The sequence below is a fragment of the Ralstonia sp. UNC404CL21Col genome (genome assembly GCF_000620465.1).
Classification (GTDB): domain Bacteria; phylum Pseudomonadota; class Gammaproteobacteria; order Burkholderiales; family Burkholderiaceae; genus Ralstonia; species Ralstonia flatus.
Window position 1 is genome coordinate 548,053 of the sequence record NZ_JIBE01000003.1, and the last position, 13,110, is coordinate 561,162.

At 61.8% G+C, this 13,110-nt stretch carries 10 protein-coding genes; 1 reads left to right on the forward strand and 9 read right to left on the reverse strand.

Annotated elements, in window-relative coordinates; all coding sequences use genetic code 11:
• Window positions 1-35: 35 nt before the first annotated feature.
• From rpsA to gyrA, 9 genes are all read right to left on the reverse strand, one after another.
• Window positions 36-1,724, reverse strand: a complete 1,689-nt coding sequence (rpsA, locus tag N511_RS0102635; protein ID WP_027677877.1) for a 30S ribosomal protein S1 — start codon at window positions 1,722-1,724, stop codon at window positions 36-38.
• Window positions 1,725-1,859: 135 nt separating this feature from the next.
• Window positions 1,860-2,555 carry a (d)CMP kinase gene (gene cmk / locus N511_RS0102640; protein ID WP_027677878.1) on the reverse strand — a complete coding sequence of 232 codons (696 nt, stop codon included), beginning with the start codon at window positions 2,553-2,555 and terminating at the stop codon, window positions 1,860-1,862.
• A gap of 28 nt (window positions 2,556-2,583) precedes the next feature.
• Complete coding sequence (gene aroA, locus N511_RS0102645; RefSeq protein WP_027677879.1) at window positions 2,584-3,888, reverse strand: 3-phosphoshikimate 1-carboxyvinyltransferase; 1,305 nt, start codon at window positions 3,886-3,888, stop codon at window positions 2,584-2,586.
• 26 nt (window positions 3,889-3,914) lie between these two features.
• On the reverse strand, window positions 3,915-4,823 hold the full coding sequence (locus N511_RS0102650) for a prephenate dehydrogenase (protein ID WP_027677880.1): 909 nt from the start codon (window positions 4,821-4,823) through the stop codon (window positions 3,915-3,917).
• A 97-nt stretch (window positions 4,824-4,920) separates the two neighbouring features.
• Entirely contained in the window at window positions 4,921-6,045 is a 1,125-nt protein-coding gene (hisC, locus tag N511_RS0102655; RefSeq protein ID WP_027677881.1) for a histidinol-phosphate transaminase, read from the reverse strand.
• A 52-nt stretch (window positions 6,046-6,097) separates the two neighbouring features.
• A complete protein-coding gene (gene pheA / locus N511_RS0102660; protein WP_027677882.1) occupies window positions 6,098-7,213 on the reverse strand; it encodes a prephenate dehydratase in 1,116 nt (371 codons plus the stop codon).
• Between the two features lie 87 nt (window positions 7,214-7,300).
• Window positions 7,301-8,437, reverse strand: a complete 1,137-nt coding sequence (serC, locus tag N511_RS0102665; protein ID WP_027677883.1) for a 3-phosphoserine/phosphohydroxythreonine transaminase — start codon at window positions 8,435-8,437, stop codon at window positions 7,301-7,303.
• A gap of 113 nt (window positions 8,438-8,550) precedes the next feature.
• Entirely contained in the window at window positions 8,551-9,111 is a 561-nt protein-coding gene (locus N511_RS0102670) for a DUF2059 domain-containing protein (RefSeq protein ID WP_012761551.1), read from the reverse strand.
• A gap of 128 nt (window positions 9,112-9,239) precedes the next feature.
• Window positions 9,240-11,909, reverse strand: coding sequence for a DNA gyrase subunit A (gene gyrA / locus N511_RS0102680; protein ID WP_027677884.1), 2,670 nt, complete (start codon window positions 11,907-11,909; stop codon window positions 9,240-9,242).
• 431 nt (window positions 11,910-12,340) lie between these two features.
• On the opposite strand from gyrA, the gene ompA reads away from it, so the two are divergent.
• Complete coding sequence (gene ompA / locus N511_RS0102685) at window positions 12,341-12,997, forward strand: outer membrane protein OmpA (protein WP_027677885.1); 657 nt, start codon at window positions 12,341-12,343, stop codon at window positions 12,995-12,997.
• Window positions 12,998-13,110: the final 113 nt, after the last annotated feature.

Below are 13,110 nucleotides of genomic sequence, written 5' to 3' on the forward strand. Positions count from 1 at the left end.
TCCTCGTCGTTCTTTAGGGTCGACCCGGTGGATGCTTACTGGTTGGTTTCGTTCAGCTTGGCCTTCAGCAGCGCGCCGAGGTTCGTGGTACCAGCTGCGCCGGTATCCGCCGAGAACTTCTGCATCGCTTCCTGTTGGTCGGCGCTGTCCTTCGCCTTGATGGAAACGTTGATGTTGCGCGACTTGCGATCGATGTTGACGATCATCGCGGTCATCGTTTCGCCTTCCTTCAGCACGTTGCGGGCATCTTCCACGCGGTCGCTCGAGATTTCCGAGGCGCGCAGGTAGCCTTCCACGTCGTCAGCCAGCTGCACCACGGCGCCCTTCGGATCAACGGCCTTGATCGTGACCTGCACGATCGAACCCTTGTCGTTGGTCGAGATGAAGTTGTTGAACGGGTCGCCCGACAGTTGCTTGATACCCAGCGAGATGCGTTCCTTGTCGACGTCGATGGCCAGAACCACAGCTTCGACTTCGTCGCCCTTCTTGTACTTGCGAACGGCTTCTTCGCCAGTCTCTTGCCACGACAGGTCCGACAGGTGCACCAGGCCGTCGATGCCGCCCGGCAGGCCGATGAACACGCCGAAGTCGGTGATCGACTTGATCTGGCCGGCCAGCTTGTCGCCCTTCTTGTGGTTGCGAGCGAAATCGTCCCACGGGTTGGCCTTGCACTGCTTCATGCCCAGGCTGATACGACGCTTGTCTTCGTCGATGTCCAGAACCATGACTTCCACTTCGTCGCCCAGCTGGACAACCTTGGACGGAGCAACGTTCTTGTTGGTCCAGTCCATTTCCGACACGTGCACCAGGCCTTCGATGCCGGCTTCGATCTCGACGAACGCGCCGTAGTCGGTCAGGTTGGTCACCTTGCCGAACAGGCGGGTGCCTTGCGGGTAGCGGCGCGAGATGCCGACCCACGGATCTTCGCCCAGTTGCTTGACGCCCAGCGAGACGCGGTTCTTCTCTTGGTCGAACTTGAGGATCTTGGCGGTGATTTCCTGGCCAACCGACAGCACTTCGCTCGGGTGACGCACACGACGCCATGCCAGGTCGGTGATGTGCAGCAGACCGTCGATGCCACCCAGATCCACGAACGCGCCGTAGTCGGTGATGTTCTTGACGATACCGTTGACGATTGCGCCTTCCTTGAGCGTTTCCATCAGCTTCTGACGCTCTTCGCCCAGCGTGGCTTCCACCACGGCACGGCGCGACAGCACAACGTTGTTGCGCTTGCGGTCCAGCTTGATGACCTTGAATTCGAGGGTCTTGCCTTCGTACGGCGTGGTGTCCTTGATCGGACGCACGTCGACGAGCGAACCCGGCAGGAATGCACGAATACCGTTGACCATGACGGTCAGGCCGCCCTTGACCTTGCCAGTCACCGTACCGGAGATGATCTCGCCGGATTCCAGTGCCTTCTCAAGGTTCAGCCACGAAGCCAGACGCTTGGCCTTGTCGCGCGACAGGATGGTGTCGCCGTAGCCGTTTTCCAGTGCGTCGATCGCGACCGAAACGTAGTCGCCGACTTGCACTTCCAGCTCGCCCTGATCGTTCAGGAATTCTTCGACCGGAACAAAAGCTTCAGACTTCAGGCCCGCGTTCACCACGACGAAGTTGTGGTCGATACGCACGACTTCCGCAGAGATCACTTCGCCAGCCTTCATATTGGACTTGGCGATCGACTCTTCGAACAGGGCGGCAAAAGATTCGTTAGTTTGGGACATAAAAAATAGACATCCGCAGAACATGCCTCGCATTGCTTTCGCACAGAATGAGCGAAGACACGCATGCGGGGTTATGAGTTGAACAACCGCCGACAGCAACATGCCGTCGGCACCGATCGAACCAGTCCAGCCAAGTCAGTTTGCCTTGTTGGCGCCCTGCACCTGCCGGTACCAGTCCAGTACCTGCGCGACAACTTCATCGACCGTCATGTCGGACGAATCCAGTTGCCGCGCATCTTGCGCCGGGCGCAGCGGCGCGATACTGCGGGTGCGATCCCGCAAATCACGCGCCTCCAAGTCCTGCGAAAGACTTTCAACTGTAGCAGAAAAACCCTTTGCAATCAATTGTTTATAGCGCCGCTCGGCGCGCGCTTGCACACTTGCCGTCAGGAACACCTTGAGCACCGCTTCCGGAAAAACCACCGTGCCCATGTCGCGGCCATCGGCCACAAGACCGGGGGCCTCCAAGAAGGCCCGCTGACGTGCGTGAAGCGCCTCACGTACCGCGCCATGCACGGCGATGGCGGAGGCCTGGTTGCCCACCGATTCGTGGCGTAGCGCCAAGCTCACATCTTCGCCCTTCAGCCAGATGTGATCTGCCTTGAAGCGCACATCCAGGTTCCGTGCAATGCGGACGAGACTATCGACGTCGTGGTCGTCGATGTTCTCCCGCATGCTGGCGAGGGCCACCAGGCGGTACAGCGACCCGCTGTCCAGCAGGTGGAAACCAAGCAGATCAGCAACTTGGTGAGCGACCGTGCCCTTGCCGGATGCGGTCGGGCCGTCGATGGTGATGACCGGGTACGGCATGGAAGCAGCGGTGTCGGACATGATGAAAATGCAGGCGGTTAATTGCGCTTCAAGCGGTGATGCCGCCGAAGGCCGTGAAATATTCCGGGAACGTCTTGCCGACGCAGCGCGGGTCGTTGATCCGCACCGGCACCGGGCCGAACGCCGCCAAGGAGAAAGCCATCGCCATACGATGGTCATCGTAGGTGTCGATGCCACCGGCCGGCGGCGTCCATTGCGACGGAGGCGTCACGCGAATGTAGTCTGCGCCCTCTTCCACCTCGGCGCCGAGCTTGCGCAGTTCGGTGGCCATGGCGCTCAGGCGGTCGGTTTCCTTGACGCGCCAGCTCGCGATATTCGTCAGCGTGGTCGTGCCGTCGGCAAACAGTGCTGCCACGGCCAGGGTCATTGCCGCATCCGGAATGTGGTTGCAATCCAACTCAACGGCGTGCAGCTTGCCGTCGTCGCGTTCGACGCCGCGCACTTCGATCCAGTTGTCGCCGGCCATCACGTTGGCGCCCATGCGGTTCAGCGCGTCGGCAAAGCGGACATCGCCCTGGATGCTCGACATGCCAACGCCCTCCACACGTACCGGCCCGCCGCCCAGCGCGCCGGCCGCGAGGAAGTACGACGCCGACGAGGCATCCCCTTCCACAAAGATCTCGCCCGGCGCCTTGTAGGCCACGCCGGTCGGCACCGTGAACGACGCCCAGCCGTCACGCGCGACCTGCACGCCGAAGCGCGCCATCAGATTCAGCGTGATCTCGATGTACGGCTTGGAAATCAACTCACCCACCACTTCGATGGTGACGTTGCCGGCAGACTCCACCAGCGGCAATGCCATCAGCAATGCCGTCAGAAACTGGCTCGACACATCGCCGCGCACACGGATCGGCGCGTCGATCTTGACCGGTGCGGCGTGGATTGCCAGCGGCGGATAGCCCTCGTTGCCCGTGTAGTCGATGCGCGCACCGACTTGGCACAGGCCATCGACCAAGTCGCCGATCGGCCGTTCGTGCATGCGCGGCACACCGTGCAGCGTGTACTCGCCACCTTGCAGCGCCAGCGCGGCCGTCAGCGGACGGATGGCTGTGCCAGCGTTGCCCATGAACAGATCGGCCGACTTGTTCGGGAAGCGGCCGGCGGTGCCGGTGACGCGATATGCGTTGTCGCCCAGGCCTTCCACCGCGACGCCCAGCTTGCCCAGCGCATCAAGCATGACACGCGTGTCGTCAGAGTCGAGCAGGTCGCGCACCACGGTTTCGCCCTGCGCGAGTGCGGCGAGCAACAGCACACGATTGGAGATGCTCTTCGAGCCCGGCAGCTTGATGGTGCCGCGCGCCGTCTTCAGCGGGCCGACGTCGAGATGTTCCATGAATCCACTCAGTTCAAAACAAAACGTTATTCGGATTGCGGGCCGGTGGCATTTGCCGCTGCCACGCGTTGCGGCCACGCCAAACGCGCCTCGCTGGCACGGCGGAACACACGCTCGAGCGAGGCGCCGTCGTGCTCCGCAATCATCGTCTTCAAGCGCCCGATCACGGCTTCATACGTCGTGAGTTCCCGCAGCAACGCATCGCGATTCGACAGGCAGATGTCGCGCCACATCTCCGGCGACGATGCGGCAATGCGCGTGAAATCGCGGAAACCGCCGCCGGCAAAATCCAGCTTGAGCGAGGCATCTTCGGCATTGATGATCTGCGCGACCAGCGCATACGACAGCACGTGCGGCAGGTGGCTGACGGCCGCGAACACGGCGTCGTGCTGCACGGCCGACATGATGTGGCAATAGGCGCCCGCCGCTTCCCACATCGCCTGCACGCGGGCGATATCGCTACGGCGGTTCTCCTGCAGGGGGCACAGCACAGTCTTTTTGCCGACATAGAGATCGGCCAAGGCCGCCTCCACGCCGTTCAGTTCTCGACCGGCAATCGGATGGGCCGGCACGAACTGGCTGACCTGGTCGCCCAGCGCCGTCTTGGCCGCCATGATGACGTCGGACTTGGTGCTGCCGGCGTCCGTGACGACGGTGTCCGGGCCCAGATGCGGTTGCATGGCCAGCAGCAACGGCAGCGTCTGGGCGACAGGCGCGCACAGCACGACCATGTCGGCGCCGCGCACGGCCTCTTCCATCGGCAGGGCTTCGTCGATCACGCCGAGTCGGATCGCCGCCTCAAGCGACGCAGCCGATCGCCCGACGCCCACGACATGCTGGACCACGCCCGCGCGACGCAAGGCCAGCGCCAGCGAACCGCCAATCAGGCCCACGCCGACAATCACCAACCGGGAACTCGAAAAAGAAGAGGCCACAACACCGCCCTGCCAGAAAAAAGCAAAGCGGCATTGTAGCCCGATGTGCTCGGCGCCCGATGCCTGAAACGGGGCGCCACGGCGGTTGCGACGGAAGTTACGCGGCCGCTTCTTCCTGCGCCAGCGCTGCCTCCAGGGCTGCGATGAATGTGGCGTTCTCTTCCGGCAAGCCGATGCTGATGCGCAGCCATTGCGGCAAGCCGTAGTTGCCGACCGGACGCACGATCACACCTTGCTTGAGCAATGCAACGTTCACGCGCGCACCGGCGCTCGTGTCATCACCCACGCGAACCAGCACAAAATTGCCCGCGGACGGTACGTACTGCAGACCTAGCCGATCAAAGGCGTCCGTCAGTTGCACGTAGCCGGCAGCGTTCAGTTCGGCCGATTGGCGCAGAAACTCCGCGTCGTTGAGCGCCGCCACCGCCGCCGCTTGCGCCAGGCTGTTGACGTTGAACGGCTGACGGATGCGATTGAGCAGATCGGTCAACTGCGGTTGCGCAATGCCGTAGCCCACACGCAAGCCGGCCAGCCCGTATGCCTTCGAGAACGTGCGCGACACCAGCAGGTTCGGGTATTGGCACACCCACGCGGTGGAATCGTACTGCTGCTCCGGCTTCAGGAATTCGTTGTACGCCTCATCCAGCACGACGACCACCGTCGGCGGCACCTTTGCCAGGAACGCCGCAATCGCATCGGCCGGCAGGAACGTGCCGGTCGGATTGTTCGGGTTGGCGATGTAGATCAGGCGCGTGTCCGGCGTGATGGCAGCGGCCATCGCGTCGAGGTCATGACCGTAATCGCGGGCTGGCACCTCGATGGCGCGCGCGCCCACTTCCTGGGCCGCCAGCGCATACACGGCAAACGAATGCTGGGCGTAAATCACGGCCTGCCCGGGCGACACCAGCGCGCGAGCGGCCAGCTCGAGAATGTCATTGCTGCCGTTGCCGAGCGTGATCCATGTTTCCGGCACGCCAAACTTGGCATGCAGCGCGGCTTTCAGGCTGAAACCGTTGGCATCCGGATAGCGCGCCAGTTCGTCAATGGCCGCAGCCATCGCGTTCTTGGCTGACTGTGGCATGCCCAGCGGGTTTTCGTTGGACGCCAGCTTGACGATGCGCGCGGCATCCAGGCCGAACTCGCGTGCCACTTCGGAAATCGGCTTGCCGGCCACATAAGGGGCGATGGCGCGGACATACTCGGGGCCGAACTGCAAAGACATGGGGTGCTCCTCCGTTATCGACGCTCTGCCCGTGCAGAGCGCCTTGAATCCCTCAATGTGCCGAGGGATAGGACCCCAACACTTTGAAATACGCCGCGTCATGACGCAGCTTTTCCAGCGCGCGCGCTACTTGCGGGTCGCGCTGATGGCCTTCCACGTCGACGTAGAAGTAGTACTCCCAGGCGCCGCTGCGCGCCGGACGCGACTCGAAACGGCACATCGACACGCCGTTCTCGGCCAACGGGGCCAGCAACTTGTAGACGGCGCCGGCCTCGTTCGGCACCGACAAAATCAACGACGTTTGATCGCGCCCGCTCGGCTCCGTCTCGTAATTGCCGATCACGACAAAGCGCGTGCGGTTGTGCGGATCGTCTTCCACATTGGCACGCACCACGTGCAGCCCGTAGCGGTTGGCCGCCTGCACGCTCGCCAGCGCGGCCACCGTTTCGTCCTCGCCAGCCATGCGCGCAGCCTCGGCGTTGCTCGACACGGCCTCGCGCGGCAAGTTCGGATAGTTCGTGTTCAACCACCGTTGACACTGCGCCAGCGCCTGCGCATGCGCACGCACCACCTTCACTTGCGACATGTCGCCCGTCTTGTGCAGCAGGTTGTGATGCACCCGCAGCGCAATCTCGCCGCTGATCTTCAGCGACGTCTGCAAGAACAGGTCGAGCGTGCGCGACACCACGCCTTCCGTCGAATTTTCGACCGGCACCACACCGCAATCGACCGTGCCGGACTCCGCCGCACGAAACACTTCATCGATGCTCGGGCACGGCATCGGCTGGATTTCGTGGCCGAAATGCGCGATCACCGCCTGCTCCGAAAACGTGCCTGCGGGGCCGAGGTAACCGATGCGCAGCGCCTGTTCCAGGCCGCGGCACGCCGACATCACCTCACGCCAGATGGCGGCGATGCTCTCGTCGTGCAGCGGCCCCGGATTGCCCGACTGCATCTTGCGAATGACCTGCAGTTCGCGATCCGGCCGGAATGCCGGCGACGAATAGCGCTTCTTCACCTCGCCCACTTCCTGCGCCACCTTGGCGCGGTCGGAAAGCAGTGCAAGCAGCTGGTTGTCGATGGCGTCGATCTGCGTGCGCAACGGCGCAAGCTCGGCCGCCAATGCGGCGTCCTTGTTTTGCTTCGTATCGTCTGACTGACTGGTCATTGTAGGAATCGGGTTCGGCAACGGATTGCAAATTGCCGCGCGAAGCGGGCGCTTCGCGCAATGTTCTGCCGTGATCGAGGATCAGCGTTATGCGGACGCTCTTTCAAAGTCACGCATGAAGTCGACCAGCGCCTCAACACCTTCGAGCGGCATCGCGTTGTAGATGCTCGCTCGCATGCCGCCTACGGACTTGTGGCCCTTGAGCTGCACCAACCCGCGCTCGCGCGCCTGCGCGAGGAAGGCCTCGTTGCGGGATTCATCGTTGAGGAAGAACGGCACGTTCATGCGCGACCGGCACGTCGGATGGATTTCGTTGCGGTAGAAGCTGCTGGCGTCGATAAAGTCGTACAGCATCTTCGACTTGATGATGTTGCGCGTCTCCAGCGCCTCCACACCACCCTGGCGCTTGATCCACTGGAACACAAGCCCCGCGATGTAGATAGCGTAAGTGGGCGGCGTGTTGTACATGGAGCCGTTCTCGGCCACGAGACGCCAGTTGAATGCCGACGGGCACAGCGGATGTGCGTGACCCAGAAGATCCTTGCGCACGATGGCAATCGTCAGGCCGGCGGGGCCGATGTTTTTCTGCGCGCCGCCATACAGGACCTGATAGCCGTTCCAGTCGATCGGCCGCGAGAGGATGTGGCTAGACACGTCGGACACCACCACACGCCCGTGCGCCTGGCCAACGTCGGGCGTCTCCTGATATTCAACGCCAACAATGGTTTCGTTCGTGCACAGGTGCACGTAGGCCGCATCCGACGACAGCTTCCAAGTCGATACATCCGGAATCTTATGGAAGCGCTCAGCCTCGCTCGTGGCGGCGATGTTCACCTCGCCGTATTTGCGCGCCTCCTGCTGCGACTTGACCGACCACGTGCCGGTGACGACATAATCCGCCTTCGGCGCATCGGCCGAAAGCCGGCGCATCAGGTTCAGCGGCACGATCGCGTTTTCGGCGATGGCGCCCCCTTGCAGGAAGAGGATTTCGTAATTGTCCGGCACCGCCAGCAGCTGCCGCAAATCGCTGAACGCTGCCGCCAGAATGCTTTCGAATTCCCGGCCGCGATGGCTCATTTCCATCACGCTCATGCCGCTGCCATGCCAGGAGACCATCTCCTCCTTCGCCTGTTCCAGCACCTCGAGCGGCAGCACTGCCGGCCCTGCCGAAAAGTTGTACACACGCGCCTGGCTGGCTTGGAGGGCTCGATCCGCTTGGTTCATAGGACGAAGGGCAAAAGAAAAATGGCTGTCTGGGCGCAAACCCAAACAGCCATTATCTACCAACTGACAGCCCGACGGGGATTGTGTCCCGATCGTCTGTCTATGCCGGTCAATTACTTCGCAGCAGCGGCAACTTCCTTGTCAGCCATGTCGCGCATCTTCTTGCCGACTTGCGGACCGTACTTCTGCATCACGTTGCCCCACACTTCTTGCATAGCCTTGCCTTGGTTGGCCATGAACTTCTGGCCGCTCGGCGTCTTCAGGAACGTGGTCAGGTCCTTGATTTCCTGGGTCGAGTAGTACTTGCCCAGCGAGTCATAGTGGGCTTGCAGGGCGTCCTTGCGGAAGGCTTCCGTGTCGAAGTCCTTGCCAGCGCCGTCGGTCATGCGCTGCACAGCGCCATTCTTCTTCAGCTTGTCGACAGCCGCTTGCTTCTGCTTGTCGTTCAGAGTCTTGTTCTCGACCAGTGCCTGCTCCAGCACCAGCGGGGCTTCCTGCTTTGCGCCGTTGGCCAGCACTTCACCCTGACCCTTGATGGCTGCGTCGACGTTCATCGTCGTCAGCAGGTCCTTGATGGCTGCCGTCTTGTCAGCGTCGCCAGCCTGCGCGAATGCAAACAGCGGAGCGAAACCGGCCACCACGATCAGATGTTTGAGTTTGAGACTCTTGTGCATTGTTGCTCCCTTGAGATAAGCGTTGCGTTTAGGCCGGGCGTGTGATGCAAAAGTTCCAGGCCCTTGCCGCGCACAGGTCCGGCATCATGACAGAACTGCGCCTAACGGCAAGCAAAAGATGTTTCTAATTATGTCTCGCTGCTGTCATCCGACTGTGCATCGGCACCCGGGGCGGCATCCGCCGCATCGGCGCCCTCAACAGCATCCGCGCCTTCAGCATCGGACTCCATCACACGTTGCAGCCCGGACAGCTTGTTGCCCTCACCCACCGAGATGAGCGTGACGCCCTGCGTAGCGCGCCCCATTTCGCGGATCTCGTCCACACGCGTACGGATCAGCACGCCGCCCGTCGTGATCAGCATGATCTCGTCTTCAGGCGCCACCAGCGCCGCAGCCACCACCTTGCCGTTACGCTCCGAGGTCTGGATGGCGATCATGCCCTTCGTGCCGCGGCCATGACGGGTGTATTCCGAGATCGGGGTGCGCTTGCCGTAGCCGTTTTCGGTGGCCGTCAGCACGCTACCCGCACCGGATTGAGCCCCTTCGCCCGCGGTTTCTGCCGGCGCCACCAACATGGCGATCACCTGCTGGTTCTCTTCGAGGTTCATGCCGCGAACACCGCGGGCCTGGCGGCCCATCGGGCGCACGTCGTTCTCATCGAAGCGCACCGCCTTGCCGGCGTCCGAGAACAGCATCACATCGTGCTGACCATCGGTAATGTCTGCGCCGATGAGGAAATCGCCCTCGTCCAGATCCACCGCAATGATCCCGGCCTTGCGGGGGTTCGAGAATTCCGTCAGCGCCGTCTTCTTGACCGTCCCCTTCGAGGTGGCCATGAACACGAAGTGCTGCTCGTCGAACTGCTTCACCGGAAGGATCACGTTGATCTTCTCGCCCGGCGACAGCGGGAACATATTGACGATCGGACGACCGCGCGAGTTGCGGCTGCCCTGCGGCACCTCCCACACCTTCAGCCAGTACAGACGGCCGCGGTTGGAGAAGCAGAGGATGTAGTCGTGCGTGTTGGCGACAAACAGCGTGTCGATCCAGTCGTCTTCCTTCGTCGCAGCAGCCTGCTTGCCGCGCCCGCCACGCTTTTGCGCCCGGTACTCGGAAATCGGCTGGCTCTTCATGTAGCCACTGTGGGACAGCGTCACCACGAGATCCTGCGGCGTAATGAGGTCTTCTGTATCCAACTCCGTCGCGTTGTGCTCAATCTGCGAACGACGCTCGTCGCCGAATTCAGCGCGAATCGCGGTGAGTTCCTCGACGATGATGGCGGTAATGCGTTCGGGCCGCGCCAGGATGTCCAACAGATCGGCGATCTGCGCCATCACCTCGCGGTATTCCTGGACGATCTTGTCTTGCTCCAGCCCAGTGAGACGTTGCAGGCGCATCTGCAGAATTTCCTGCGCTTGCGTGTCCGACAGCTTGTAGAGGCCGTCGGCCTGCATACCAAACGCAGGCAGCAGACCTTCCGGGCGATACGCTGCGCCGCCGCCCGAGGTTTCGCTTTCGGCGCGCACGAGCATGTCGCGCACGAGGCCCGAATCCCAGCTGCGGCTCATCAACTCGGCCTTCGCGACCGGCGGAGTCGGCGCAGCCTTGATGATGGCGATGAACTCATCGATGTTCGCAAGCGCCACAGCCAGACCTTCGAGGATGTGGCCACGCTCGCGCGCCTTGCGCAAGTCAAATACGGTGCGACGCGTTACCACCTCGCGGCGGTGCAGCAGGAAGCACTCCAGCATCTGGCGCAGGTTCAGCAGGCGCGGCTGGCCGTCGACCAGCGCGACCATGTTCATGCCGAACGTGTCCTGCAGCTGCGTATTCTTATAGAGGTTGTTGAGCACAACCTCCGGCACCTCGCCGCGCTTGAGTTCGATCACGACGCGCATGCCGGACTTGTCCGACTCGTCGCGAATGTCCGAAATGCCTTCGATCCGCTTTTCGGTGACCAGCTCGGCGATACGCTCGAGCAGCGTGCGCTTGTTAACTTGATACGGCAGCTCGTCGACGATGATCGCCTGGCGCTGGCCGCGGTCGATATCTTCGAAGTGCGTCTTGGCGCGCATCACCACGCGGCCGCGGCCGGTGCGATAGCCCTCGCGGACACCCGAAATGCCGTAGATGATGCCCGCCGTCGGGAAGTCCGGCGCCGGAATCAGTTCGATCAGCTCGTCGACCGTCGCTTCCGGGTTGCGCAGCAAGTGCAAGCAGCCATCGACGACTTCGTTCAGGTTGTGCGGCGGAATGTTCGTCGCCATACCCACCGCAATCCCGGACGAACCGTTGATCAGCAAGTTGGGAATGCGCGCCGGCAAAACGGACGGTTCAGTTTCGGAGCCGTCGTAGTTCGGCTCGAAATTCACCGTCTCCTTGTCGAGGTCGGCCAGCAGTTCGTGGGCAATCTTCGACAGGCGGATTTCGGTGTAACGCATCGCCGCGGCGTTGTCGCCGTCGACCGAGCCGAAGTTGCCCTGGCCGTCGACGAGCATGTAGCGCAGCGAGAAGTTCTGCGCCATCCGCACGATGGTGTCGTATACAGCGGTGTCGCCGTGGGGGTGATACTTACCGATCACATCCCCGACAATACGGGCGGACTTCTTATAGGGGCGATTCCAGTCGTTGTTCAGCTCGTGCATCGAATAAAGCGCACGGCGATGCACCGGCTTGAGACCATCCCGCACATCTGGAAGCGCGCGGCCCACGATCACGCTCATGGCGTAAGCGAGGTACGAACTGCGCATTTCTTCTTCGAGCGATACCGGGAGTGTCTCTTTGGCGAATTGATCCATTGGGCGAACGGTGGGAGGTCCCTAGTGAGCGTAGTGATGCGCACTACAGGACGCTGCGGTTGCGCGAATAACAGAACATTTTACCATGCCGCAAGCCCCCTCCCCTCATACGCGCGAGCGACGCATCGTCAACCCCGGGCACGTTCCCTGCGAGGGAGGGCAAAACCGGCGACCCAATCCCCATAAGGGTTTGCGAGCCATTTCCTGCCTTGTTGCGTACACACCACAAGGCCATGGCGCCCCGTTCGAATCGCTTATATTTGCTTTTTAGGAGTGCGTGCTTGTGGCACAATCCCCCAGCGAAGAGGCAGACATTGTTCGAAGTGGAGCCTTCACCACACCGAGAATGTTATACTCCGAAGAATGTATGACTTGTTTTCGTCCCATCTGCTCGCAGTCTTCTGCGGTGATCTCATCCTGAGAGGAGAAATATGAAAAAATTTGCCAAGCTCGCGTTCGCTGCAGCTGCGGTAGCCATGGCTGCGTCCGCTTACGCTCAGTCGGTGCCCTACGAAAAGAAGGCCGTCAACGACAACTGGGGTAACGGCACGAGCGAGTGGGTCTGGAAGAACGGCACGAACGAACTGTGCTGGCGCAATGGCTTCTGGACGCCGGCAACCGCCAACGCTCAGTGCGACGGCGCTCTGGCTCCGGCTGCTGCTCCGACGGCTACCCCGGCTGCTCCGGCTGCCCCGGTTGTGTCGAGCGAAAAGGTTACGTTCGCTGCTGACACCCTGTTCGATTTCGACAAGGCTGTGCTGAAGCCGGAAGGCAAGGCCAAGCTGGACGACCTGGTCTCGAAGCTGAATGGCATCAACCTGGAAGTCGTGATCGCCGTTGGCCACACCGACTCGTTCGGCTCGGACAAGTACAACGACCGCCTGTCGGTCCGTCGTGCTGAAGCCGTCAAGGGCTACCTGGTCAGCAAGGGCATCGAAGCCAACCGTGTCTACACGGAAGGCAAGGGCAAGCGCCAGCTGAAGGTTGATCCGAAGTCGTGCAAGGGCGCTCGCAAGGCACAAATCGCCTGCCAGCAACCGAACCGCCGCGTGGACGTCGAAGTGGTCGGCACCCGCAAGGCTCAGTAATTCGGTTCACACCGGGAAAAGCCCAGCGAAAGCTGGGCTTTTTTTCGCCTATACGTCGGTAGACGCGCTGCATGGGTCTACTGAAGCAATAGGCATTAAAAAAAGCGATGACG